Raw genomic sequence first — 24,932 nt, 5'->3', positions numbered from 1 at the left:
GCCAGCGTATCTCCGGTATGTGGCAATTGGCCGAGTATGGGACGGTCAGTGGCACGAGGCACGGCCCTCGTCGGTGACCGGGCGGCCCGCCTCGAGCGGGTGGAAGCGCCACGTCCACGAGTCCGGCGCCAGCACCAGCTCCAGCACGCCGTGGTGGTCGAAGTCGGCGTACTCGCTGGACGGGCCGTCCGTGCGGATCAGCGGGTCGCCCCGCTCGTCGCGGGTGGCGTCGGACTTGCCCGGGAGGTAGTGCGCCTGGCCGCCGGTGCCGATCACGTACTGGCGTACCCCGTGGGTGTCGGGCCTGCCCTGGGGGTTGAGCGGGCCGAAGCGTTCGTAGTCGGCCTCGTGCCCGGAGAGCACCAGCTCGACCTCGTGGTCGTAGAGGGTGTCGAACAGGTCGGCGGTCCGCACGTCCGAGCCCGCGATGCCGGTGGACCAGCGCGGATGGTGCCAGGCCGCGATCACGCAGCGCCGGTCGTTCTCCGCGAGGTCCTGGGCGAGCCACGTCTGCTGCGGGGACCCGGCGCCGCAGCCGCCCGCCACCGCCGCGCAGTTGGAGTTCAGCACCACCAGGTGCCACTTACCGAGGTCCTGCGACCAGTAGCCGCGGGGGTCGCCGATCCGGTCGCCGAAGTACGCGGTGAACGTGTTGGCGTCCTGCACCTTGTACTCCTGGTTGCCGAAGACCGGCACCGTGCGGTCCAGCAGCCGGCCGAACGACGGCCCGTACACGGTGCGGTACGCCTCCGCGGCCGGCAGCTCGTACTGGAAGTCGCCGAGCCCGAGCAGCACGTCCGGGTCCATCGCCACCGCCAGGTCCGACACCGCCTGGTGCCGGCAGAGGTCACCCCGCTCCTTCGTGGTCCGGTCGAAGTCGGGGTCGTCGGGGTCGCACGCCATGTCGCCGACCGCCGCCATCCGGATCGTCGTCGGCTCGGCCGAGCAGCGGCTCAGCAGCCACACCAGCACCAGGACGAGCACGAGCAGCACGGCCAGGCCGTAACGGGCGGCGGCACGACGACGGCTGATCACGTCCGCCTCCGGAGGAACGGGAGGCGACGGCGGTGCCGGTGGCGTGCGGCCCAGTCGCCCGGGCGGCCGCGCGGCAGGCGTACGGCGTACATGAAGACCAGCGAGGCGGCCACCATCACCGGCAGCAGGTAGAGCGCGTAGCGGGCGGTCCGGGCCGGGGCGTACCGCACGTGGAACTCGCCGCCCGCGGGCACCACCCAGCCGTTCATCCAGCCCTGAAGGGTCACCTTGCGGGCGCCCTCGACGCCGGTCAGCATCCAGCCGGGCGCGGCGTTCTCGGCGAGCGCCACGGTGGTGTGGCCGGAGGTGGTGAGGGTGCCGGTGAACTGGGCCGGGTTCTGCCGCTTCCAGTCCACCGTGGACGTTGCCGCCGGGGTCTCCTGGCGCACCAGCACGACCGAGGACGGGGACGCCACCGGGCGCAGGCGCACCCCGCGGTACTCGACCTGGGACTGCTGCTGCTCGCGGAGGTCGCGCAGGCCGTACAGGTAGAGCCGGGTCTCGACCGCGTTGGGGTCGGGCGGCACCAGCGCCTCGTAGGACGTCCATCCCTTGTAGAGGCCCACCGTGGGCAGGCTCCGGCAGAGGTCGGGGCCGCGCAGATACAGGCAGAACTTCGGATTCCGTACGGCCACACTGCGCGCCTGCATCGACAGCTCGTACAGCGACGCCGCCCCCACGTCGCTCGCCGTAGCGCCGATGCACGCGAGGTGGCGTACCGCCTTGAGGGTGTACGTGGTCTCCCCGTCCGCACCGATCTGCGACTCGGCGCTCAGCCCGGCCTCCTCGGCGGTCTGGTCGTCGTAGCGGAAGCAGTCCTCGAGCGGCTCGAACGGCGCCAGCACCGACCCGGACGGGCCGCCGTCGACGCGCAGCTCGTGCCGGCCGGCGCTGAGGTCGACCGTGACGTCCGGGACGGCCGGGGGCCAGACGGTCGGCGTCGCCACCGGCTCCAGCGCGGTGACCTGCATGCCGCGGTACTCGACCACGGTCTTCGGGCGCAGCCGCTCCCCCACGTCGGCGTGCAGGATGATCTGGAGCTGGTCGGCGAGCGAGTCGATGGTCACCGTCCGCTCGAAGGTGGCCCAGTCCTGGTCCAGCACCGGGCGCGCGGCGAGTTCGCACCCGGCGGCGCCGGCCTGCCAGAGGCAGATCTGCGGGCGCGCGCCGGTGATGTGGCGGTACTGCACCCGGACCCGGTAGAGCTGACCCGGCTGGGCGTCGCTGACCACCACCTTCGTGCAGGCGGCGTGGTCGCCGGCGCTCAGCCGTACGGTGGGGCCCTGCGGGGTGTCCCGGACGGTGCTGCTGAGCCCGAGCTGGCTCCACGGCCGCGGCTCGTAGTTGTTGCAGTCGAACACCGGCGTGTAGTCGCTGACCTTGCCGGGCCGCTCCGCGGCGGCGAGCAGGGTGAGCTTCGTGGCCGACCCGACCGGCACGGAGGCCGGGGTGCCGGCGCCGTCCAGCGAGACGGTCCGGTTGCCGATCTGCAGCGCCCGGACCCGCCGGCCGGCGGGGAGCGGCACGGACAGGGCGGGACGCGCCGACACCGCCCTGCCGTCGACCTTCACCACCGTCGGGTCCTCGAGCAGCAGGCGGTTGTTCGCGGCGTCCAGCCGCGGCACCAGCACCGCGGCGGCCCGGGCCCGCTGGGCCAGCGTGTAGCGGCCGGCGGCGACGTCGACCGTGGTGGTGGGCGATCCGCTGTCCACGGCCGGCACCGGCCAGTGCACGACGTCCGGCGTCACCGTGACGGTGTCGTCGACCTGGGGGCTGAGGACGGCGGCCGTCGCCTCCTTGCGCGCGGCGATCGCGGTGCGGGTGCCGACCGTGCCCAGCACCGCCGCGCCCGCGTCGGCCCGCGCCGGGGCGTCCAGCACCCGGTCGTACGTCCGCACGGTCGGGCTGGTGCCGCCGCCGAACTTCCACATCTGCAGCATGCCGTCGAAGTCCAGCTCGGCGCCGGGCACCCGGGCCATCGCGGCGCCGAGGATCCGGTCGTCGGCGAAGTAGCGGTTCGGCAGGCCGCGGACCAGGTCGTGCCGGACGATGACGCGGCTGACCCCGATCGCGTCCAGCAGCTTCGGCACCGGGGTCAGGTCCCCGGCCAGCAGCGCCGCCTCGACCGCCTTCACGTCGGCGCTGAACCCGGCGCCGTCGCCGAAGTAGCCGTCCGGCTTCGGCTGCACCACCGGGTGCTGGATGAGCAGGTTGGCGATGCTGTCCACGCCGAAGAAGCCCCACGTCGTGGGCATCTGGTAGTAGTCGTCGAGGGGCAGCACCAGCACCTTGCCGGAGCGGGTGTCGGCGTCGATGTGCTCGGCGATGTCCCACCACTCCTGCGCCACCCGCACGTGCGTGGACGGCTGGGTGGGCCGCTCGTCGGGCATCACCTCGCCGGTGTAGAGCGGGTACGGGTACGCGAGCACGAGCAGCAGCGGGGTGACCGATCCGGCGTACGCGAACCGCCGCGACCAGCCGGGCACCCGCAGCCGCGGTATCGACCGCAGCTTCATCAGCATGCCCTCGACGCCGATGGCGAGCATGACGCCGAAGAACGAGACCAGCAGCTGCCCCAGCTTGCTCATCGGCTCCCGGAACAGCCAGAAGCCCGGCGCGTGCAGGTACAGGAACATGTTGATCTGGTTCAGCGGCGGGCGCAGGCCCTTGGCCAGGAACACGAACAGCAGAATCAGCGCGATCAGCCCGAACGCCACCCGCCGCAGCCGGGGCGGGCACAGCAGCGGCGCCAGGAAGACCAGGGCGGGCAGCAGGTACCGGATCCAGATCCACCACGGCCGGTCCAGGTCGGCGGCGAACGGCAGGTACTGCGGGCGGAACCAGGCCCAGTTGGCGACCATCGTGAGGATGTTCGGCGGCAGGTTGTTCACCTGCGACCAGGACCAGTTCGTCGGGTCGGTGAAGGTGGCGTTCGCGGTCGCGCCGCCGCCCCCGACGTAGCTCTGCGCCAGCGGGACCAGCCACCACGCGTTCAGCCCGAGCGCCCACGGCGTGGCCCGGACGAACCACTTCAGCAGCCGTACGGCGTGAGCCCGGCCCAGCACCAGCCAGGCCAGCAACGGGGTGCCGCCGATCGCCCACGCGTACGCCACCACGAGCATCGGCGGGTTGAACGACAGGAAGGACGTGGGCATCAGCGCGAAGCCGGCGATCGGTACGGGCACCCGCCGGCCCTGCGCCACCCGGATCGCGATGCCGGTGATCAGCGCCACCGACCCCACCGAGATGATGTTGAGCGGGTTCGGCAGCCGGGTCAGGAAGAAGCCGTTGAGCAGCCCGAACGCGCCGGCCGCCACGATGGCGGGCTCGCTGCGCACGAACGCGCCGGCCAGGTACGCGATCCCGAAGCCGACCAGCCCGTAGATGCAGATGTAGAACAGCCACTGCGCGCTGTACTCGGTCAGCCCGACGCTCTTGCACGCCCAGATGAGCACGAACTCGAAGCCGCGGGCCATGGTGTAGCCGGCGGAGCCCGTACCGGTGGTCTGGTGGTTCCAGGCCCAGGTGGCCTCGGGCGCCCACCCGCGCCGGATGAACGCGCCCATGTCCCCGGCGGCGATGAACGTGCCGGTGCGGAACCACTGGCTGACCACGAGGGCGTTGAGCGCGAGGACGATCAGGTACGGCCGCGCGACCACCCTCGGGGACCGGTCCGTCCAGCGCCGCAGGACACCCTGGTTCTCAGGCATCGGGGACGTGGCGCAGGGCGAGCAGCCCCAGGGGGACGGAGACGGAGCTGAGCACCAGGGCGACGAGGACGGCGTTGAACACGAGATCGGGGTGGCCCAGCGCGTGCGCCGGCCCGCAGGCGGCGAAGATCGCGACGGCCAGGGCCAGCGGCGGGCGCCACAGCCGCTCGGCGAGCTCGGGCAGGCCCCCGCGGCGGCGGTGCCGGGCGGCCGGACGCGACGGCGGATCGGCGGCGCCGGGCGCGGCCGGGGCGGCGTGGGCCGGGGCGGCATGGGCGGGGGCGGCATGAGCCGGGGCGGCATGAGCCGGGGCGGTAGGCGGCGCCGGCGGCGCGGCGGTGAGGTCGAGCGACACGGTCCTCCCTCCCGGCGGCGGCGCAAGCGGATCAGTGACCTCCCCATCGGCAGCGCCCCGCGGGTGCTGAGCCCGGCTCAAGGTTGGGTCAGGCGACGGGCAAGGTTGGGTCGACTCCGTTCCCAACGGCGCGGCGGCGGGCCAACCTGGAGAACATGAACCTCTCCACGTCCGCCCGCCGCGTCCTCACCGTCGTCCTGGCCGCGCTGACGCTCGGCGGCGCGCTGCTGCTGAGCCCCGCCTCCCCGGCCGCCGCGGCCGCCGGGACCGGCACGGACAAGCTCGCCCTGACGTGGATCGAGGACGGCCAGCAGCTGCGGGTGGACGGGTACGCGTACCGGCCGCGGGCGATGGTGACGGTGCGGCTCGGCAGCGAGCCCATCCAGCAGGCGCGCAGCGACGAGAACGGCCGCGTCCGGGTCACCGTGCCGCAGTCGCTCATCGCCGCCGGGCAGTCCGGGGCCAGCATCGTGGTCGCCGGCCGCTCCGCCTCCGGTTCGTCGCGGGTGCTCATCTCCGCGGTCCCGCCGCGGGCCGCCGTGCGCGGTCCGGTGGACGTGCTGCCCTGGTCGATCGGCGGCGTGGCGATCCTCGGCCTGGCGCTGGGCGCCCTGCACCGCCGCCGCTCCCGGGGCCGGGCCCGCCGGGCGCCCCTCGCGTTCGTGGCCGCCCCGGTCGGCTACCACTGCCGGCACGCCGCCTGAGCCGCGCCCGGCCGAGCGAAACCGAGCTGCAACCGAACGCTTCCCGCACCGCCCCCAGGTCCCGGCAGCCTGGGTGAACGGACTCGACCCCCCGCGTCCGGCACCCGAAAGGTCAGCGCATGGGATTTGCGGCGCGCACGCTGGTCGAGGCCCTCCCCGGTCCGGCGGCGATCGTGGATCCGGACGGCCTCGTCCTGGTCGCCAACGGGCGATGGGCCGGGCCGGACGGTGGCGGCCACCCCGCCGAGGGCACCGTGCTGGGCGCCGGGACGGACCCCTGCCCGGGACATGAGGGGCTGCTCACCGCCGTACGGGAGACGACTCCCGGCTCCGCGCCCACCGTGCTGCCGTGCCGGTGCGCGGCCGGCCCGGGAACCCTGCGGGTCACCCACCTGGAGACGGACTGCGGCTCGCGCCGGCGCCTGGTGACCCTCGAGCCGCTCACCGCCGCCGACGACGACTCCGTGGCCCAGGCCAAGTCGCAGTTCCTGGCGCTGCTCGGGCACGAGATCCGGACCCCGGTCACCACCGTCGTCGCCACCGTCGACCTGCTGCGCGCCCAGCCGTTGCAGCAGGACGTCCGCGAGGTGGTCGACAGCGTGCACCGGTCCGTGCACGCCCTCAAGAGCCTCACCGACGACCTGCTCGACCTGGCCCGCCTGGAGACCGGCAGCCTGCACGTGGAGCGCCGGCCGGTGGCGCTGCGCCCGGTCCTGGAGGGCATCGTCGAGCCGCTGCAGCAGCAGGCCCGCCGCAAGGGCATCCTGCTGCTGGCCGCGCCCGCCCCGGATCTGCCCGCCGCCGTGGTCGGCGACATCGGCCGGCTGCGCCAGGTGCTCACCTGCGTCGTCGGCAACGCCGTGAAGTTCACCGAGGCCGGCGAGGTCATCGTCACGGCCGCGCGGGACGGCGGGGACGCGTACGTGATCACCGTCTCGGACACCGGGCCCGGCATCGCCGACCCGGACCGGGAGCGGATCTTCGCGCCCTTCGTGCAGGCCGACTCGTCGGCCGCGCGCCGGCACGAGGGCGCCGGCCTCGGCCTGGCCCTCGCCGCGCGGCTGGTGCGCTGCATGGGCGGCACGATCGAGGTACGGTCCGAGCCCGGCGAGGGCTCCCAGTTCCTCATCCGGCTGCCCCTCGAGACCGCGCCGGAGCAGCCGGCCGGCCCCGCGCCGCTGCCGCTCACCCGGCGCCGGGTCGCGGTCGTCGCCCCGTCGCCCCGCTCCGAGCTGGCGCTCTCCTGGCTGCTCACCAGCGCCGGCGCCGAGCCGGTGCCGGCCCGGTTCGAGGACCTGAGCCGGCGGCTGCCCGAGGTGGACACCGTGCTGTGGTGCGACGACTCGCACGACCCGGAGGCGGTCCGCCGCGCCGACGCCGTCATCGAGGTGCTCGGGCCCAAGGGCCGCGCGCTGATGATCAGCACCACCGACCCGCGGACCGGCATCGTGCGCAAGCCCGGCGTGCTCACCGCGCCGCTCGTGCTCGGCCGGCTGGTCGCCGCGCTGAACCTCGAGCGTACGGGCGTGCGCGGCGCCCCGGTCACGGTGCCGCCGCTGGCCGGGGGGCGGGTGCTGCTCGCCGAGGACAACGACGTCAACCGGACCGTGTTCCGCCGGATGATCGAGCTGCTCGGCGTCGCCTGCGACACCGTGGCCGACGGGTCCGCCGCGGTGGACGCGATGCTCGGCGGCACGGCGTACGACGTGGTGCTGATGGACCTGCAGATGCCGCGCACCGACGGGCTGGAGGCGACCCGGCGGGTCCGCGCGGCCGGGTGCGGCACCCCGATCCTGGCGCTGACCGCGACCGCCCTGCACGGCGACCGCGAGCGCTGCCTGGCGGCCGGGATGGACGGGCACCTCAGCAAGCCGATCACGCTGCCGGAGCTGCGGGCGGCGCTGGAGCCGTACCTCTCGGAACCGGCCGGGGAGCCCCAGGAGGCGCCGGAGGAGCCGGAGCCGCGGGACGGCGACGTGCCGGACCTCAGCAAGCTGCTCGACCTGGAGGAGCAGCTCGAGGACCGGGCGCTGGTCGTGACCACGGTCAACACCTTCCTGTCCCAGCTCGACGGGCGGCGTACGGCCCTCGCCGAGGCGCTGCGCAAGCAGGACCGCGACGCCCTGCGCGCCACCGCCCACACGCTCAAGTCGTCCAGCGCCCTGCTCGGCGCCGGCCCGCTCGCCGAGGCGTGCGCCCGGGTGGAGCGCAACGCCGTGCCCGGCACCAGCGAGCGGGACCTGAACGCGCTGGTCGCCGACGTCGAGGGCGCCGTGCCCGGCGCCGTCCGGGTGATGGCCGGCTACCTGGCCGCCGACGAGAGGCAGGACAGTGCCGGAATCCGCTGAGCCCGTCCTCGCCCCCGCCTTCCCGACCCCCCGGAGCGGTGCACCCATGCCAGTCGTGACCTCCCGCGCCCAACGGTGGTCGCAGCGCCGGAAGCGGATCGGCCGGCTCTCCCGCCGGTACGTCGTCGCCCCGGTGCCGCGCCCCGCCGCGGACGTGTACGCCGAACTCGACCGCGAACGCCGCCGCAACGCCGAGCTCGAGCGCCGGGTCGCCGAGCTGAGCCGCTCGGTGCAGGACCTCGAGGCGTTCTCCCGCGAGATCAGCCACGACCTCAAGGCGCCGCTCGCCGGCATCTGCGGGTACGCCCAGCTGCTCACCCACCTCGACGTCGGCTACCCGCGCCCGGTGGACTACGACGACTTCGTGGCCGAGATCAACCGGGGCACCGACCGGATGCGCCGGCTGATCGACGACGTGCTGGCGTACTCGACCGTGCGCGGCGCCGGCCTGCACCTGACCACGATCGACCTGTCCGCCCTGGTCGACGACGTGGTCGCGGACCGGGCGGTGGAGCTGCCCCGCCCCGGCGCCGGCCCGCGTCCCGCCCCGCACATCACGTGGGAGACCCTGCCCGCGGTCCGCGGCGACCACGGGATGCTGCGGCGGCTGCTGGAGAACCTGCTCGGCAACGCGCTGAAGTACGTCCGGCCGGGCGAGGCTGCGCGGGTGCACATCTCCGCGCGCACGAGCGGCGGCGTGGTCCGGGTGGAGGTGACCGACCAGGGCATCGGCATCCCCGACGGGCAGCACGAGGCGATCTTCGGCGAGCTGCACCGGGCGCACCCGGACGCGTACCCGGGCACCGGTCTCGGCCTGTCGATCTGCCGCCGCATCGTGCACCGGCTGGGCGGTGCCATCGGCGCCGACCCGCGGTTCCGCGGCGGCGCGCGGATCTGGTTCACCCTGCCCGCCGCCGTCAGCACCGGTGCCGGGCAGGTCTCCGTCGCGGCCGACCTGGCCCACTGAAGCCCCCTCGCGGTCCCCGCCGCGAACTTGTCCCCAACGAGAGCAGTCCTTGAGGCCGGCTTGAGATCCCCCGCCGATCCGACATCCGACTGTTCGAACCGAGAAGAGGTCTGATGGACGTGAGGCGAGTGCTCACCGCGGTGGGCGCCGGGGTGCTGGGAGTGGCGGTGACCCTCGTCGGCACACCGACCGTGGCCAGTGCCGCTCCCGCGGCCCCCAAGGGGTTGACGGTGGCCCGCGCGGCCGACGACGTACGCAAGATCCAGATGAGCTGGAAGAGCGCCACCGACGTGGACCACTACGTCGTGGACGTCATCGCCGGCGACGTGGAGACCGTGGTCAGCGTGCCCGCGACGACCACGACGTACACGGTCGACGCCTCCGGACCCTGCACCCCGTTCAAGATGCGCGTCGGTGCGGCCGACGCGTCCGGCGGCATCTCCAACACCGGCTACACGACCGTACGGTCGCTGGCGCCGAGCGCGGTCCTCGGCCAGGTCACCGGCCGCGAGGAGAACGGCACGGTCGCCGTGGCCACGTGGAAGGCGCCGGCCTGGCCGGGCTACACGCCGCTGACCGGCTACCGCGTCGTGCTGACCGCCGACAACGGCAAGGTGCTGGCCGACCGTACGGTCACCGACACCTTCTTCCGCTACCCGGGCGCCGACCCGGCCCGGACCTACAACATCGCCGTCACCACGGTCAACGAGTTCGGCGCCTGCCTCACGGCGAGGTCGCTGATGGACCGTTACCGCCCGGCCGACCCGACCGCCCTGGTCGTGCAGCGCCGCGCCGACGCACCCGGCACCGCCGAGGTCGTCTGGCAGGCTCCGGCGGGCGACCCTGCGGCGACGTTCTACGTCCTCGGCTGGGGAGAGTCCAAGATCACCCGGGAGATCCGGGTCGAGGCGCCGGCCACCTCCGCCACGCTCACCCTGGACACCGCGAAGAGCTGGAACGTCGAGGTGCGGGCGTACAACGTCAACGGCGGCAGCGGCGCGGCCAGCGGATCCGTGCCGGTGTGGGAGCAGCCCACGCCCCCGCCCGCCCCGCCGGTGACCACGCCGAGCGCCGAGCCCACCCCGTCGGCGAGCGCGAGCAGCCCGGCCCCGGCCCCCAGCTCCTCGCCGTCGGCCGAGCCGACCCCGTCCGCGCCGGTCGTCGACCCCGTCACCGGGGCCACCACGACCACCACGACGGTCGGCAGCGGCTCGGACCGGACGCCGCCCACGATCACCGCGTCCCTGAACCAGACGGCGACGCACGGCTGGTTCCGTACGCCGGTCACCATCCACTTCACCTGCACCGACGCCGGCACGGTCGCGACCTGCCCGGCCGACGTCACGGCGGACCGGGACGGCGCGGGCCAGCGCTTCTCCGGCACGGCCGTGGACGCCGCGGGCAACACCGCGACGATCAGCCTCCCGCTCGACATCGACCGGACCGCTCCGGTGGTCACGGCCTCCGTCGACGCCACGAGGAGCGCCGACGGCTGGTTCAACGCGCCGGTCACCATCCACTACACCTGCTCGGACGAGCTCTCCACCGTCACGACCTGCCCGGCCGACACGCGGATCCTCTCCGACGGCACCGACCAGCGGATCACCGGCATCGCGACGGACAAGGCCGGCAACACCGGCACCGCCACCGTCGTGGTCAACCTCGACCAGGTCGCGCCGTCGGTCAGCGCCACCGTCGTGGGTGACGCCAACGCCGACGGCTGGTACACGACCACGCCGACCATCCACTACACCTGCGCCGACGAGGGCTCCGGCATCGCCGAGTGCCCGGCCGACCGCAAGGTCACCACCGACGGCGTCGGCCAGCGGATCACCGGCACGGCCGTCGACCGGGCCGGCTCGACCGCGACCGCCACGGTCACCCTCAACGTCGACCGGACCGCCCCGGCGATCACCGCCACCGTGCTCGGCGACGTGAACGCCGACGGCTGGTACCGCACGTCGCCGACCGTGCACTTCACCTGCGCCGACGAGGACGCCGGAGTGCGTACCTGCCCGGCGGACGTGACCGTGGACGGCGAGGGCGCCGGTCTCGAGGTCACCGGCACCGCGGTGGACCGGGCCGGCAACACCAGCACCACCGTGGTCGCCGTGAACGTCGACCGGACCGCCCCGCAGATCACCGCCTCGGTGATCGGTGAGCCGGACGCCGGCGGCTGGTACCGCACCGCCCCGAAGGTCCACTTCACCTGCACCGACGGCGGCGCCGGCGTCGCGAACTGCCCCGACGACACCGAGGTGACCACGGACGGCGGCGGCCAGGTCGTCATCGGCACCGCGACGGACCGGGCCGGCAACACCGCCTCCGCGCTGGTGACCGTCAGCGTCGACCTGACCGCCCCGGAGATCACCGCGACGGTGATCGGCGAGGCGAACGCCGACGGCTGGTACCGCACCACCCCGACCGTCCACTTCACCTGCGACGACCAGGTCTCCGGCCTGGCCTCCTGCCCCGCCGACGCGGCGGTGGCCGACGGCACCGGCAAGATCGTGATGGGTACGGCCGCGGACAAGGCCGGTAACACCACCACCACGTCGGTGACCCTGAACGTCGACCGGACCCCGCCCGTCATCACGGCGGCCGTGGTGGACGCGCCGAACGCCGGCGGCTGGTACAACACCGCCCCGACCGTCCACTTCACCTGCGAGGACGAGGGCTCGGGCCTGGTCTCCTGCCCCGAGGACACGACGGTGACCACGAACGGCGCCGGGCAGGCGATCTCGGGCACCGCGACCGACCGGGCCGGCAACACCACCACCGCGTCGGTCAAGGTCGACGTCGACCTGGTGGGCCCGGAGCTGACCGCGAAGGTCGACGGCGTGAAGAACGCCGACGGCTGGTACCGCACCGTCCCCACCGTGCGGTACGCCTGCACCGACACGGGATCCGGCGTGGACTTCTGCCCCGCCGCCACCCCGGTCACCACCGAGGGCGCCGGGGTCAGCGTGCCGGGCACCGCCGCCGACCGGGCCGGCAACACCACCACCGGCACGGTCAGCCTCAACATCGACCGGACCGCCCCCACGGTCACGGTGGCCGGCGCGACCAACGGCGGCCGGTACGGCGCCGAGGCCGTCCCCGCGGTCACCTGCCGCACGACGGACCAGGGTTCGGGCGTGGCCACCGCGGCCAAGCCGGCGCTGACCAGCAACGACCGAGGGGTCTACACGGCGGCGTGCACCGGCGCCGTGGACCGGGCGGGCAACACCGCCGCCGCGGTCACCCTGAGCTTCACCGTCGAGCCGACCATCCCGTGGCTCAAGGCGCTGACCCGTCAGTACCTCGACCCGTCCGCCGCGTCGGCGCTGAAGGACTTCGACGCCTCCCTCGACCGCAAGCACTTCATGCTCTACATGGCCAAGGTGGTCGTCCAGTCGGTCGGCAGGAAGCCGGCGCTCACCTCCCAGGAGGCGGCGACGCTGATCTACTGGGCCTTCGTTCTCGACTGGCGGAACTGACCGGGATCGACGGCGCGGGGCCGGGGCTCACGACGAGCCCCGGCCCCGCTCGCGTGCTGGCACACTGCTGACGTGACAGAGAGTCCCTCGCGCTGGCCGCCGCCGCCCCGGTCGCCGCGGTGGCCGGGCTGGGGATCAAGGTCGCCTGGACGGACGACGAGCTGGACCGGGCCCGGGGCCTGGCCGGCCGCCCGGTGGCCTGGTACGGATCGCGGGACGAGGCGGCCGCGCGGCACCTGCGGCTGTCCGGGCTGGCCGGTCTGGCCGAGGAGGGCGGCCGCTGGCGTCCCGCCATGGCAGCGCTGGACCGTACCCGCCTGGGTTTTCAGGTGGCGCTGCGCCGGGGCACAGGTTCCTGACAGGTCCGTGGCCGACGGTGGAAGCGACACACCGTCATCCGGAGGTTCGACGTGAAGCGTTCCATGAAACTGACCACCGCCATCGCCGGGTTGACCGCGACCGGCGCGATCGGCGTCCTCGGCATCGCGCTCGCCGGGCCCGCGCTGGCCGACCCGAGTCCGTCGCCGTCGTCGTCGGCTTCCGCCGCCGCGCCGGGGAAGACCGACGCGGACCGGGACGCCCTGCGGACCCAGCGGCAGGACGAGCTGGCCGGGGCGCTCGCCACCGAGCTGGGCATCGACAAGGCCAAGGTCGCCGCGGCGCTGGAGAAGGTGCGGACCGAGCAGCAGGAGAAGTTCAAGGCCGACCGTACGGCCGAGCTGAAGAAGCGTCTCGACGAGGCGGTGGCGGCCGGCACGCTGACCGCCGACCAGGCCGCCGCGATCCTCAAGGCGTCCGAGTCCGGCGTCTTCCAGGGCGGGCCGGGCGGGTTCGGCGGACCCGGCGGGTTCGGCGGGCCGGGCGGCTTCGGCGGCCGCGGGCACGGCGGCTTCGGCCGCTGACGGACCGCTCCCCCGCCCGGACGTCACCCCGGGGCGGAAAACCGGGCGGGACCCGGGCGGGAGCCGCGCGAGACCCCGGACGAGACCCCGGGCGGAAGCCGCGCGAGACCCCGGGCGGGACCCGCGCGAGACCCCGGGCGGGACCCGCGCGAGACCCCGGGCGGGACCCGCGCGAGACCCCGCGCAAGACCCCGGGCGAGACCCGCGCAAGACCCCGGGCGGCATCCCGGACAGTGCGCCGGGCGAGACCCCGGGCGGGCGGCGCTATCCCCTGTGGCGGGGGAGCCGGACCGTCACGGTCGTGCCGCCCGGAGGGTGCGCGCTGAGCGTGATCGTGCCGTGGTGGCGCTCCACCACGGCACGGCACAGCGCCAGCCCGAGCCCGTTGCCCGGGATGCCGGTGTGCCGCGCGTTGTCGCCCCGGTACAGCCGGCGGAACAGCGCGGCGCGGTCGTCGCCCGGCAGCCCGATCCCGGTGTCGCTGACGGTGAGCACCACCGCCTCGGGGTCGCCGGTCAGGCGTACGGTGACGGCCGAGTCGTCCCGGCTGAACTTGACCGCGTTGTCGAGCAGGCCGTCCGCGACCTGCCGGAGCCGGTCGGCGTCGCCCACGAGCTGCACCCCGGGGCTCAGGTCCGCCTCCACCGCGATGCGACGCCCGGCGGCCGGTTCGCGGACGGCATCGACGGCGGCAGTCACGACGCTCGTCAGGTCCACCTCGCCCAGGTTGAGGCCGAGGTGGCCGGCGTCGAGCGCCGCGAGGTCCAGCAGTTGCTCGACGAGGTAGCGCAGCCGGCGGCTGTTGCGGTCGACCACCTCGGCCATCTCGCGCAGCTCGCCGGTGAGCTCCGGCGCCTCCGCCAGCAGCTGGGTGTACGCGCTGATCGACGTGAGCGGCGTCCGCAGCTCGTGCCCGACCAGGGCGATGTACTCGTCGGTGGCCGCGGCCAGGTGCTGCGCCAGGTCGTCCGCGCGGTGCTGTTCCAGGTGCGCGCCGACGCTGCCCGCGATGCCGCTGAGCAGCAGGGCGAGCGCGGGTTCGGGCTCCTGCGGGTCGTACGAGAAGAAGGTCATGACGCCGGTGACGTGCTCTCCGCTGAGCACCGGCACCGCGCCGGCGGCCCGGCAGTCGGTCGCCGACACGACCTCCGGCAGGATCGGCGCGCCGTCGGCGTGGATGTCCGGCACCCAGATCAGCTCGCCGCGCTGCCAGCACAGGCCGGCCAGGCCGCGGCCCCGGGCCATGCTCGCGGGTACGGGCAGCGGCCGCTCGTCCGGGCCCGCGTACGTCGCCTCGGGGCGCAGGCGGTCGGTGACCGGGTCGACCAGCCACAGCCGCACGTACCGCCAGCCGAGGGTGGCGCCGACCGTGCGCACGACCTTGCCGCGGGCCTCCGCGGCGCTGCGGCTCTCGGCCAGCGCCTTGAGCACCTCGTTCTTGCACGCCTGGTAGATGCGGGACCGGTATTCCGCGGTGACGTCGTGCACGGCGGCCACCGCACCCGCCACGGCGCCGTGGTGGTCGCGGACCGGGCGGGCGTTGATGGTGAGCCACCGCGGGCGGCCCTCCCGGTCGGTGGCCAGCAGCCCGGCATGCTCGACCACCTCCCCGGCCAGCGCGCGCAGCAGCGGCAGATCGTCGGCGTGCAGCTCGCTGCCGTCGTGGTGGCGCAGCGAGAACCGCTCGGCCCACTCCTTCAGCGGCACGGCGGCGCTGTCCTCGCCGAAGAAGCCGCGCAGCACCGGGTTCAGCAGGATGATCCGGCCGGCGGCATCGCAGACCGCCACCCCGCTGTCGATGCTCCGGAGCAGCGCGGACACGAACTCCGGGTCCAGCCCGGCCTGCTCCGCCGGCGCGTCGGGCCCGTCGGCGGCGGCGGACGCCGCGGCGAGGTGCGGGGCCAGGGCGCCGGACAACTCGTGCAGCGTGAACGGCTTGCGGATCACCGCGGCGGCCCCGGAGTCGCGCTGGAGCCGGTCGTCGGGCAGCGCCATCGCGGTGACCAGGACGACCGGCACGGCGCCGAGCACGGGATCCTCGCGCAGGGCCCGGCACAGCTGCAGCCCGTCGAGCTCCGGCATGTCCACGTCGGCGACGACCAGGTCCGGCACCCGGTGGGCCGCCGACAACAGCGCCGCCCGCCCGTCCCCGGCCACCGTGACGTGGTGGCCGAGGCGGCTGATCACCCCGGCGATCAGCCGCTGGTGGTCCGGATCGTCCTCCGCAACGAGTACCGTCGCCATTCCTCCAGCGTACCCACCCAAATCCTCCCTAAACGGTCAACTTGCTTTCCGCGGGAAAGGCGGGGGCCAGGGCGTCCAGGCGGCGTTGCCGAGCTCCGGGTGCCGGGTCTCGAGACGGCGCAGCAGGATGCCCTCGCGCAACCCCCACGGGCAGATGCGCAGCGACGGGACGCCGAGGCCGCGCATCACCTCGTAGCCCACGATGGCGCCGGCGAGGATCTGGCCCGCCCGGTGGGCGGACACCCCGGGCAGCCGCTGGCGTTTCGCGGCCGGCAGCGCGGCGAGCCGGTCGATCCACGGCCGCAGGGCCTGCCGGCTCAGCTCCCGGGTGACGAACGGGCCGAGGTGCAGCGGCGCCGAGCCGGTGAGCCGGGCCAGCTGCTGGAACGTCTTGGAGGCGGCCACCGCCGTACGCGGCGACTCCCAGGAGCCGTGCGCGGCGATCCGGCGCACCTGGTCGCGTACGTGCTTGCGGAGGTTGCGCACCGCCCGGGCCGGCGGCGGGTCGCCGTCGCGCAGGAACTCCCGGGTCAGCCGCCCGGCGCCCAGCGGCAGCGACAGCGCATTGTCCGGCAGCCGGTCCCGCCCGAAGGCCACCTCGAGCGTGCCGCCGCCGATGTCCAGCAGCAGCATCGGCCCGGCGCTCCAGCCGAGCCAGCGCCGGGCCGCGAAGAACGTCAGCTGCGCCTCCTCCAGCCCGGACAGCGTGCCGAGCCGGATCCCGGTGGCGTCCTCGACGTCCGCCAGGACCCGGTCGCGGTTGGGTGCGTCGCGCACCGAGGCTGTCGCGTACGCGAAGAGGTGGTCCACCCCCGCCCGCTGGATCTCCTCCGCGGCCTGCGCGACCACCGCGACCAGCCGGCGCCGGCCGCCCGGCGCGATGGTCCCGTCCGGGCCGAGCCGCTCGGCGAGCCGGGTGTACGCCTTCCACGTGTGCGCCGGCAGCGGCAGGCCACCCTCGGCGCTCGCGGCGACCAGGTTGATCGTGTTGGAGCCGATGTCGAGCACTGCGAGCCGCATAGTCGCCGCCTACCCCCGAATCGCGTGTCCCACCCGTCGTGGAACGGTACGGGATCCGTTATTTTCAGTCGGAACCTAAGGGAGGCCCCATGGCGTACGTGCACCGCCGCGGACCGGAGATCGTCGACGCCGCCGGCCGGCCGCTGCTGCTGCGCGGGGTCGGCCTCGGCAACTGGCTGCTGCCCGAGGGCTACATGTGGCGCTTCGGCGACGGGCTCGCGTCCCCGCGGCAGATCGAGGCCCGCATCGAGCGGCTGATCGGCGCCGCCGCCGCGGCCGACTTCTGGAAGCGGTTCCGCGACGTGTTCATCGCCGAGGAGGACATCGCCCGCATCGCCGCGCTCGGCTTCGACCACGTGCGGCTGCCGATCAACTCGCGGGTGCTGCTCACCGGTGACGGCGACCTGCGCGCCGACGGCTTCGCGCTCGTCGACCGGCTGATCGACCGGTGCGCCCGGCACGGCCTGTGGGTGCTGCTCGACCTGCACGGCGCCCCCGGCGGCCAGACCGGCACCACCATCGACGACTCCCCGCGCGGCCTGCCGGAACTCTTCATGGAACCGCGCTACCGGCGGCTCACCGTCGACCTGTGGCGCGAGATCGCCCGCCGTTACCGCGGCAACCCCACCGTGCTCGGCTACGACCTGCTCAACGAGCCGCTGCCCGAGCAGTGGCAGCACGTCTACCCGCGGGAGCTGCTGGCCCTCTACGCCGACCTCACCGCGGCGATCCGCGAGGTCGACCCGGACCACCTCATCATGTACGAGGGCCCGCAGTGGGCCACCGACGTCTCGATCTTCACCGAGGTGCTCGACCCCAACTCGGCCTTGCAGTTCCACCGCTACTGGTGCGCCCCGGAACGCGCGAGCATCGACGACTACCTGCGCGCCCGCGACCGGCTCGGCCTGCCGATCTACATGGGCGAGGGCGGCGAGAACACCCCGGAGTGGATCTACACCGCCACCCGCCTGTACGAGCACCACGGCATCGGGTGGAACTTCTGGCCGTGGAAGAAGCTGGACACCCGCACCTCGCCGGTCTCCGCGCCGGCGCCGCCGGGCTGGGAGCGCATCGCCGACCCGGCCGGCGACGTGGACGAGGCGACCGCCCGGCGGCTGCTCGACGCCATGCTCGACAACGTGGCGCTGGCCCGCTGCGAGCCGCAGGACGCCGTGGTCGGCGCGCTCTTCGGCCGGCCCCCGCTGCACCTGCCCGCCTGGGGCTACACCACGCCGGACGCCGGGACCCGCTTCGCCGGGCACGACGCGGACGCGCTCGACGCGCTCTGGCACCACACCGCCGGTGAGCCGTACGCCGAACCCCTCGCGCAGGTCGTGGAGCCCGGCCGGGAGCTCCGCTTCCCGCTGGCCGCCCGCCCCGGGGCCTGGACCGTCCGCGCGGACGACCCGGCGGCGTTCGGCGTGCGCTGGACCGGCGACGCGCTGGTGGTCCGCGCGGCGACCCGCGCCACGTTGCGGGGACTGGACCTCACCGGCCCGACCGGGTAGACATGGGCCCAGGTCGCGGCTGTCGGAGGCATATGGGCGTCAGTTACACCTCGGGGCGGCGCCTGGTCGTGCCCGAGGCATCCACCGTGACATCGTTGCGCCACCGCAACCGCTCGCAGATCCTGCGGCACATCATCCTGGCCCGCGAGACCACCCGGGCCAAGCTCGGCCGGCTGTGCGACCTCTCCCCCGCGTCGGTCACCAAGCTGGTCGGCGAGCTGATCGCCGAGGGACTGGTCCGCGAGAACGGCTCGGTGGCGTCCCGCGGCGGCCGGCCCATCGCGCTGATCGGCCCCCGTCCCGAGGCCGCGTACGCGATCGGTGCCGACGTCGGCGAACGCGGCGTCGCGGTCGAGCTGTTCGACCTCACCCTGCGCCGCGTCGACCGCGAGTTCCGCGGCGGGCGCGAGGAGGAATCGGCCGCCACCATCGCGCAGGACCTCCGCGAGGCCCTGGCGGCGCTGCGCGACCGCAACCCCCAGGCGTGGACCCGCCTGCTCGGCGTCGGCGTCGGCCTGCCCGGCCTGGTCGAGACCGATCCCGGCGGCGAGCAGATCCTGTACGCGCAGACGCTCGGCTGGCCGCCCGTGCCGATCGACCAGCTCGTCTCCGCCGACGTCCCGGTCTTCGCCGAGAACGGGGCGAAGACCCAGGCCAAGGCGGAGCTCTGGTTCGGCGCCGCGCACGAGGTCGGCCACTGCCTGGTCGCCCTCCTCGGCCGCGGCGTCGGCCTCGGCGTCATCGCGGACGGCCGGCTCACCCACGGGTACGCCGGCAGCGCCGCAGAATGGGGCCACACCAAGATCGAACGCGGCGGCCGTCCCTGCCGCTGCGGCGGCCACGGCTGCATCGAGGCGTACGCGGGCTCCGACGCCATCCTGAAAGCCTGGCGCGACCGGGGCGGGGTCTTCGACGGCACCGGCTGGCGGGCGATCGGCGCCTTCCTGGAGGCCGCGGAATCGGACCCGGCGGCGTCCCGGCTCCGCGACGACCTGGTCGACACGATCGGCCTCGGCCTGGCCAACATGGTCAACCTCACCAACCCCCGGCGCATCATCATCGGCGGCTGGGTCGGCCTGCGCCTGATGGAACGCCTGGCGGAACCCCTCGAGCGGGCGATCCGCGCGCACAGCCTCCCCCGCCCGGCCGCCCAGTTCGACCTCCGCCCCTCCACCTTCGGCGGCGACGCGGTGGCCCTGGGCGCGGCCATCATGCCGGTCGAGGCCATGATCGCGGCGTCCTGACTGCGCCGGCACCTGCGGGGGCGTCCGTCACGGCCGTTCCCGGAGGTGCGGTTCGCGGGCGTCGCGTCCTGCGCGGACCGGCGCGGCGGGTCTGCCGAACCAGCGGGCGAGGTGGTCGTCCAGGTCCCGCTGGTCGTCGCCGAGCCAGGCGACGTGGCCGTCGGGGCGCAGCAGCACGGCCGGGGCGTCGAGGGCCGCGCCGGAATCCGCGAGGTGATCGACGCGGCCGGACCAGCCGCCGGGGGTCAGCCGGCCGGTGCGGTCCAGCAGCACGCCGCGGCCGTGGTGCAGGCGGTCGTAGAGCCGGCCCCGGGAGAGGTCGAGGTCGCTCTGGCGGCGGCCCACCGGGCCGGGGCCGGGGCCGAAGTCGTAGCGGATGCCGATCCCGGTGATCTTCTCCATCAGGTGGCGGTTCACCACGTCGAAGTCCATCAGCTCGGTGAGCAGCCGGCGTACGGCCCGCGGGCCCGGCCCGGTCTCCAGCAGCTCCGTCTGCGCGCGGGTGTTGTCCAGCACGTCCCCGGCGACCGGACGGCGCTCGGCCTCGTACGTGTCCAGCAGCGCCTCCGGCGCCCAGCCCCGCACCTGCGCGGCCAGCTTCCAGCCCAGGTTGAACGCGTCCTGGACGCCCAGGTTGAGGCCCTGACCGCCGATGGGCGGGTGGATGTGGGCCGCGTCGCCGGCCAGCAGCACCCGCCCGGACCGGTACCGGTCGGCGAGCCGGGTGGCGTCGCCGAAGCGCGACAGCCAGCGCGGGGAATGCACGCCGAAATCCGTGCCGGCGACGGCGCGCAACTGCCGGCGGAAGTCCTCGAGGACGGGCGGTTCCGCGCGGTCGCCGACTCCCGCGGCGGGGACCACGACGCTGTAGAACCCCCCGCCCATCGGCCGGAGCCAGAACCGGTGGTGCGTGCCGCGGGCCGCGGCTGTCGCGGCGGCGATCTCCTCCGGCGGCGCGGCCACCGCCATCTCCCCCATCAGCGTCTCCGTCCGGGCGGGCTCGCCGGGGAAGCCGACGCCGAGGAGGCGGCGCACCGTGCTGCGCGCGCCGTCGCAGCCGACGACGTAGCGGGAACGCAGCTGTTCCCCGCCGGCCAGCTCGACGGTCACGCCCTCGTCGTCCTGCCGGAGTCCGGTCACCGCGACGCCGTGCCGGACCCGGGCGCCGAGGGCGACCGCGTGCTCCTCGAGCAGCTGGACGATGACCGGCTGCGGGATGCCGAGCAGGTAGGCGTACGCGGAGTCCAGGCCGGGTGGCACGGGCTTGTCGATGGCGGCGAAGAAACCCGCGGCGGGGCGTCGCCGGCCGCGGGCGAGGACGCGGTCCAGGAGGCCGCGCATCGCCATCAGCTCGATGCTGCGGATGTGCAGCCCGACGATGCGGGCGAACGACGCGGGCCCGGTCTCCCTGTCCAGGACGAGCACGCGTACGCCGTGCAGCCGCAGCTCGGCGGCCAGCATCGCGCCGGCCGGCCCGCACCCGGCGATGATCACGTCGGTGGGTCGGGAAGAGTTCATGAGTGGTGCCTCTCGGGAGTGCCTGCTGGCGGGGCGCTCCCGGCGACACCTACGGCTGTCGCCCGGCCGTGACGGCGGGGAGGAGCACCCACATCGGTACTGCGGTCATGGGTGTCACCTCCTCGGGCGGGTCACGTCACCGGCAAGCTACAAACCCGGCGTCCGTGGCGTCCAGTCCTTTTACCCCGACCCGGCGACGCGGTAGACGGCGCCGGCGAGGTCGTCGCTGACGTACAGGGCGCGGTCCGGGCCCTGCACGGCCATGACGGGCCGCCCCCAGCGCGTACCGTCGGGCGCCTGGAAGCCGGTCAGCAGGGTCTGCTGCGGCCCGAGCGTGCCGTCCCGCCAGGCGAAGAAGGACACCTCCGGCGGCCGGGGCGGGGTGCGGTTCCACGAGCCGTGGATGCCGACCAGCGCGCCCGGACCGTACCCGCCGGGCAGCCCGGGCGCGACGGCGAAGCTCAGCCCCAGCGGCGCGGAGTGCGCCCCCATGCCCTGCTCGACCGGGGGCAGCGCCGCGCAGTCGAGCTTCTCGCCACCGGGGTTGGTCTGGACGTCGCGCACGAACGGCCGCCCGGTGTAGCTCAGCGGGGAGTCCTCCTCGCCCGGCCGCAGGTCGGGGTCCGGGTTGCAGAACGGCCACCCGAGGTCGCGCCCCTGCTCCAGCCGGGCGAGCGGTTCCAGCGGATGATCGTTCACGTACGCCCGCAGCACCTTCCCGCGGTCGCTGCCGTCGTACGGATAACCGATGTTGTCCCGGTTGTTGACCGCGGTCCACACCCCGCCGTCGGGGTCGACGGCCAGCCCGGTGCCGTTGCGGACGCCGCGCGCGAAGACGGCCGGCGGCCCGCCACCCGGCGGCACCCGCAGGATCGAGGCCCGTTCGGGGCGGGCGTCCCGGTCCTCGGCCGACACGTTGCCGGTCGAGCCGACCGAGACGTAGAGGGCGCCGTCCCTGCCGACGGCCACGCTCTTGAGGGCGTGGGCGTACGCACCACCCAGCTCGGGACTCTTGTCGTCGGGCAGCCCGCCGGCCACGATCCGCCGCCCGGACACCGCGCCGGCGTCGTACGCGAACGCGTCGACCTGGCTGCTCTCGGCGACGTGCAGCGTGCTGCCGGCGAAGGCCAGCCCGTGCGGCTGGTTCAGCCCGCCGACGAGCGTGCCCTGTGCCGGCGCTTCACCGTCCCGCCCCGGAACCAGCCGCACCACGTCCCCGAACTTCGGCCGCGACACCAGCAGCCGCCCGTCCGGCGTCCACGCCAGCAGCCGGGCGCCGGGCACCCGCGCCCACACGCTGACCGTCCACCCGGGCGGCGCCTGCACCCGCCGCTCCCGATCGAACGGCGCTCCCCCGTTCCCGGCGAGCGGCCGCACGACCGTGTCGGCCAGCGCCGGCACCTCGACGGCCCCGGAAGCGGACACCGTCACCCGCGGCGCGACCGCCTCCCCGGACGAACAGGCACCCAGGGCAACCACCAGACCCCCGGCGACGACGGCCCGCACAATCGGCTTCACGGCAGCATCTCTACCCGTTCCACCCGCCGGCGACAAATCTCCCCGGCCTGTCAGGCGGGTACGGGTGAGGTTTGCTTGCGGGCGCGTTTGCGGCCGTACATGGCGCGGTCCGCCGCGGCGAAGAGTTCGTCCGGGTCCGGTGTAGCGGCCGTCGTCGCAGGCGGTGCCGACGCTGACCGAGACGCGGAGTTCGTGGCCCCGCCAGGGGATCGGGGCGCGGAGGGCCTCCTCGACCCGGCCGCGCAGGAGTTCGGCGGTGGCCTCGTCGGCGCCGGGGCAGTAGGCGAGGAACTCGTCGCCGCCGATGCGGGCCACCACGTCCTGGTCGCGGAGGGTGGAGACCAGGCGCTGGGCGGCGCGGCGCAGCACCTCGTCGCCGGCCTCGTGGCCGTAGCGGTCGTTCACCGGCTTGAAGTCGTCGAGGTCGCAGTAGAGGACCACGTCCGGCGACGGCGGGCCGCCCCGGCGCGCGGCGCGGGCCTGCGCGACCACGGCGAACAGGTGGCGCCGGTTCACCAGCCCGGTCAGGTCGTCGTGGGTCGCCTGGTAGGCAAGGTCCTGTTCGGCGCGGGTGCGCTGGCCGATGAGCTGGCCGATCCGGGTGAGCACCAGCGGCACCATGATCAGCGGGCCGAGAGTCTGCAGCAGGCCGTCGGCGGACCGGCCGAACAGCTGCGGGATGCCGCCGACCACCGGGATCAGCGCCATGGAGCCGCCGAGGAGGCCGAGGCGCAGGCGGGTGGTGCCGTTGCGGCGGGCGCCGGCGGGATGCATCAGGGCCTCGGCGCTGGGGTGCAGCGCGGCGCCGCCCAGGCTCAGGTAGCCGACGATGTAGCAGGCCACCGAGATGGAGAACGGTTCGGAGCCGGTCCCGAAGTCGGACGCGAGGACCCCGGTGACCGTGGCGACCAGCGACACGTACAGCAGCAGGAGTGAGCCGAGGCGCCGGCCCGAGGTGCGCGACACCCGTTGCAGCGCACCGAGGATGCCGAGCAGCACCATCAGCTGGACGAGCACCACCACCTGGGTCACACCGTGGAATGGCCGGCGGCGAGCAGGCGCGGGCGCATCACGAACTCCCACAGCGGGGCGGCCACGGCGACGCCGACCACCGCGGCGTCGATGACGCCGCCGCCGTCGTGCGGCGCGTGCCGGACCACGACGAGCAGGATCGCGCTGAGCATCGCCAGGTAGCCGGCGATCTGGAGGAGGTCGGTCAGGCCGCCGGTCGACCAGCCGGAGACCCGGTCGCTCAGGTACCACCAGGCGTTCACGACGGTCAGCAGGGCGAGCCCCACCGCCGCCAGCGTCCACGGGCGCCGGTCGGTGAGCCGGTTGAGCCGCACTCCGGCGCCGAGGGCCAGGATCGCGACGGTGCTCGACACGAGCAGCATCGCGGCCCGCAGCGGGGCGGGACCGGCGAGGTAGGCGGCGAGGACGAGGGCGGACGCGACGCCGAGCGTGACGGTGGCCGGGCGCCCGGCGAGAGCGCGCGACGGACCGGCGCGACTGCTCACAGGTTCCCCTTCCACCCCCTTCTCCATCGGCAGCCCCGGGCCGGAGTTGACCGCATTCGACAAGCGGACACGTGTCCACTACCGTTTATGCGGACACGTGTCCGGAAGGGGTCGTCATGCATGAACAGCTCGAGGGAACGGTCGTCGCGATCACCGGGGCCAGCAGCGGCATCGGTGCCGCGACGGCGGAGCACCTGGCCGCGCACGGCGCCAGGGTGGTGCTCGGCGCGCGCCGCGGGGACCGGCTCGAGGAGGTGGTGGGCCGCATCGCCGCGAGCGGCGGCGACGCCATCGGGGTGGTCGTGGACGTGACCCGCCGGGAGGATCTGGCCCGGCTCGTCGGCGCTGCCGTCGAGCGGCACGGCCGGCTCGACGTCCTGGTCTCCAACGCCGGCACGATGGCGATCTCGCCGTTCGACGACCTGCGGCAGGACGACTGGGACGCGATGGTGGCGACGAACCTCACCGGCGTGCTGAACGGGATCGGCGCGGCGCTGCCGGTGTTCCGGCGGCAGCGCTCCGGCCAGTTCGTCCACGTCGCGTCGACCGCGGCGTACGTGGTGAAGGTGCCCCAGGGGGTCTACGCGGCGACGAAGACGGCGGTCAAGGTCCTCACCGAGGGGCTGCGGCAGGAGTCGGGCCCGGACCTGCGGGTCACCCTGGTGTCGCCGGGCTTCACCGACACCGAGGGCGTCGGGAAGGGCGCGAGCCCGGCGGCTGCCGCGGCGCTGGACCGGCAGCGCCGGGAGGTCGCCATGCCGCCGTCCGCCGTGGCCTCCGCCGTCGGCTACGCCATCGCGCAGCCGGCCGGCGTCGACATCAGCGAGGTGGTCGTGCGGCCCACCGCTCAGGGCTGAGCGGGC

17 protein-coding genes are annotated in these 24,932 nt (G+C 74.6%); 9 read left to right on the top strand and 8 right to left on the bottom strand.

All coding sequences use genetic code 11. From position 1 onward, the window contains the following. Positions 1 to 45: 45 nt before the first annotated feature. From CLV70_RS06110 to CLV70_RS40865, 3 genes are read right to left on the bottom strand one after another with little or no spacing between them, the layout of a single operon-like run. Complete coding sequence (locus tag CLV70_RS06110; protein WP_245908051.1) at positions 46 to 1,035, bottom strand: metallophosphoesterase family protein; 990 nt, start codon at positions 1,033 to 1,035, stop codon at positions 46 to 48. Next, entirely contained in the window at positions 1,032 to 4,745 is a 3,714-nt protein-coding gene (locus tag CLV70_RS06105; protein ID WP_245908050.1) for a hypothetical protein, read from the bottom strand. The genes CLV70_RS06110 and CLV70_RS06105 overlap by 4 nt, the downstream gene beginning before the upstream one ends. Next, a complete protein-coding gene (locus CLV70_RS40865) occupies positions 4,738 to 5,100 on the bottom strand; it encodes a hypothetical protein (RefSeq protein ID WP_158277718.1) in 363 nt (120 codons plus the stop codon). Before CLV70_RS40865 ends, CLV70_RS06105 begins: the two co-directional genes overlap by 8 nt. A gap of 155 nt (positions 5,101 to 5,255) precedes the next feature. Between CLV70_RS40865 and CLV70_RS06095 the strand changes: the two genes are divergently transcribed. The 6 genes from CLV70_RS06095 (at position 5,256) to CLV70_RS06070 (ending at position 13,500) form a co-directional block, all read left to right on the top strand. Beyond that, entirely contained in the window at positions 5,256 to 5,804 is a 549-nt protein-coding gene (locus CLV70_RS06095) for a hypothetical protein (RefSeq protein ID WP_106125362.1), read from the top strand. A gap of 119 nt (positions 5,805 to 5,923) precedes the next feature. Next, positions 5,924 to 8,152: an ATP-binding protein gene (locus tag CLV70_RS06090; RefSeq protein WP_106125361.1), complete on the top strand. Its 2,229-nt coding sequence runs from the start codon at positions 5,924 to 5,926 to the stop codon at positions 8,150 to 8,152. Between the two features lie 46 nt (positions 8,153 to 8,198). Continuing rightward, on the top strand, positions 8,199 to 9,119 hold the full coding sequence (locus CLV70_RS06085; protein WP_106125360.1) for a sensor histidine kinase: 921 nt from the start codon (positions 8,199 to 8,201) through the stop codon (positions 9,117 to 9,119). Between the two features lie 113 nt (positions 9,120 to 9,232). After that, entirely contained in the window at positions 9,233 to 12,598 is a 3,366-nt protein-coding gene (locus tag CLV70_RS06080) for a fibronectin type III domain-containing protein (protein WP_146163973.1), read from the top strand. A 119-nt stretch (positions 12,599 to 12,717) separates the two neighbouring features. After that, complete coding sequence (locus CLV70_RS40860) at positions 12,718 to 12,957, top strand: hypothetical protein (RefSeq protein WP_245908049.1); 240 nt, start codon at positions 12,718 to 12,720, stop codon at positions 12,955 to 12,957. 63 nt (positions 12,958 to 13,020) lie between these two features. Further along, positions 13,021 to 13,500, top strand: a complete 480-nt coding sequence (locus CLV70_RS06070; RefSeq protein ID WP_106125358.1) for a hypothetical protein — start codon at positions 13,021 to 13,023, stop codon at positions 13,498 to 13,500. A 264-nt stretch (positions 13,501 to 13,764) separates the two neighbouring features. On the opposite strand, the gene CLV70_RS06065 is transcribed toward CLV70_RS06070, so the two are convergent. Together CLV70_RS06065 and CLV70_RS06060 are read right to left on the bottom strand one after the other, a co-directional pair. Then, the gene (locus tag CLV70_RS06065; RefSeq protein WP_106125357.1) at positions 13,765 to 15,744 is read right to left on the bottom strand and encodes a hybrid sensor histidine kinase/response regulator; all 1,980 of its coding nucleotides are present in this window, start codon (positions 15,742 to 15,744) and stop codon (positions 13,765 to 13,767) included. A gap of 36 nt (positions 15,745 to 15,780) precedes the next feature. Beyond that, positions 15,781 to 16,764, bottom strand: coding sequence for a Ppx/GppA family phosphatase (locus CLV70_RS06060; protein WP_106125356.1), 984 nt, complete (start codon positions 16,762 to 16,764; stop codon positions 15,781 to 15,783). A gap of 89 nt (positions 16,765 to 16,853) precedes the next feature. On the opposite strand from CLV70_RS06060, the gene CLV70_RS06055 reads away from it, so the two are divergent. Together CLV70_RS06055 and CLV70_RS06050 are read left to right on the top strand one after the other, a co-directional pair. Next, the gene (locus CLV70_RS06055; protein WP_106125355.1) at positions 16,854 to 18,272 is read left to right on the top strand and encodes a glycoside hydrolase family 5 protein; all 1,419 of its coding nucleotides are present in this window, start codon (positions 16,854 to 16,856) and stop codon (positions 18,270 to 18,272) included. Between the two features lie 86 nt (positions 18,273 to 18,358). Beyond that, positions 18,359 to 19,516 (top strand): ROK family transcriptional regulator, encoded by a 1,158-nt coding sequence (locus CLV70_RS06050; protein ID WP_211303651.1) that lies wholly within the window; start codon positions 18,359 to 18,361, stop codon positions 19,514 to 19,516. Between the two features lie 27 nt (positions 19,517 to 19,543). Here the strand turns inward: CLV70_RS06050 and CLV70_RS06045 are convergent, their stop codons facing one another. The 3 genes from CLV70_RS06045 to CLV70_RS06035 all read right to left on the bottom strand — a co-directional run bounded on the left by CLV70_RS06045 (position 19,544) and on the right by CLV70_RS06035 (position 24,069). Beyond that, positions 19,544 to 21,034, bottom strand: coding sequence for an FAD-dependent oxidoreductase (locus CLV70_RS06045; RefSeq protein WP_106125353.1), 1,491 nt, complete (start codon positions 21,032 to 21,034; stop codon positions 19,544 to 19,546). 180 nt (positions 21,035 to 21,214) lie between these two features. Then, a complete protein-coding gene (locus tag CLV70_RS06040; RefSeq protein WP_106125352.1) occupies positions 21,215 to 23,584 on the bottom strand; it encodes a diguanylate cyclase domain-containing protein in 2,370 nt (789 codons plus the stop codon). After that, positions 23,581 to 24,069 carry a hypothetical protein gene (locus CLV70_RS06035; protein WP_106125351.1) on the bottom strand — a complete coding sequence of 163 codons (489 nt, stop codon included), beginning with the start codon at positions 24,067 to 24,069 and terminating at the stop codon, positions 23,581 to 23,583. The genes CLV70_RS06040 and CLV70_RS06035 overlap by 4 nt, the downstream gene beginning before the upstream one ends. A 116-nt stretch (positions 24,070 to 24,185) precedes the next feature. Between CLV70_RS06035 and CLV70_RS06030 the strand changes: the two genes are divergently transcribed. Further along, complete coding sequence (locus CLV70_RS06030; RefSeq protein ID WP_106125350.1) at positions 24,186 to 24,926, top strand: SDR family oxidoreductase; 741 nt, start codon at positions 24,186 to 24,188, stop codon at positions 24,924 to 24,926. Positions 24,927 to 24,932: the final 6 nt, after the last annotated feature.

The organism is Pseudosporangium ferrugineum, assembly GCF_003002065.1.
GTDB classification, from domain to species: Bacteria; Actinomycetota; Actinomycetes; order Mycobacteriales; family Micromonosporaceae; genus Actinoplanes; species Actinoplanes ferrugineus_A.
Note: the sequence above shows the minus strand (reverse complement) of the source record. Positions and strands in the feature narration are given on the sequence as shown.

What these genes read in the sequence shown, in the direction of transcription:
- CLV70_RS06105 (WP_245908050.1), bottom strand. Translation starts at nt 4,745, where the DNA reads ATGCCTGAGAACCAGGGTGTCCTGCGGCGCTGGACGGACCGGTCCCCG.
- CLV70_RS06070 (WP_106125358.1), top strand. Translation starts at nt 13,021, where the DNA reads ATGAAACTGACCACCGCCATCGCCGGGTTGACCGCGACCGGCGCGATC.
- CLV70_RS06045 (WP_106125353.1), bottom strand. Translation starts at nt 21,034, where the DNA reads ATGAACTCTTCCCGACCCACCGACGTGATCATCGCCGGGTGCGGGCCG.
- CLV70_RS06080 (WP_146163973.1), top strand. Translation starts at nt 9,233, where the DNA reads ATGGACGTGAGGCGAGTGCTCACCGCGGTGGGCGCCGGGGTGCTGGGA.
- CLV70_RS06090 (WP_106125361.1), top strand. Translation starts at nt 5,924, where the DNA reads ATGGGATTTGCGGCGCGCACGCTGGTCGAGGCCCTCCCCGGTCCGGCG.
- CLV70_RS06030 (WP_106125350.1), top strand. Translation starts at nt 24,186, where the DNA reads ATGCATGAACAGCTCGAGGGAACGGTCGTCGCGATCACCGGGGCCAGC.
- CLV70_RS06055 (WP_106125355.1), top strand. Translation starts at nt 16,854, where the DNA reads ATGGCGTACGTGCACCGCCGCGGACCGGAGATCGTCGACGCCGCCGGC.
- CLV70_RS06065 (WP_106125357.1), bottom strand. Translation starts at nt 15,744, where the DNA reads ATGGCGACGGTACTCGTTGCGGAGGACGATCCGGACCACCAGCGGCTG.
- CLV70_RS06095 (WP_106125362.1), top strand. Translation starts at nt 5,256, where the DNA reads ATGAACCTCTCCACGTCCGCCCGCCGCGTCCTCACCGTCGTCCTGGCC.
- CLV70_RS06085 (WP_106125360.1), top strand. Translation starts at nt 8,199, where the DNA reads ATGCCAGTCGTGACCTCCCGCGCCCAACGGTGGTCGCAGCGCCGGAAG.
- CLV70_RS06060 (WP_106125356.1), bottom strand. Translation starts at nt 16,764, where the DNA reads ATGCGGCTCGCAGTGCTCGACATCGGCTCCAACACGATCAACCTGGTC.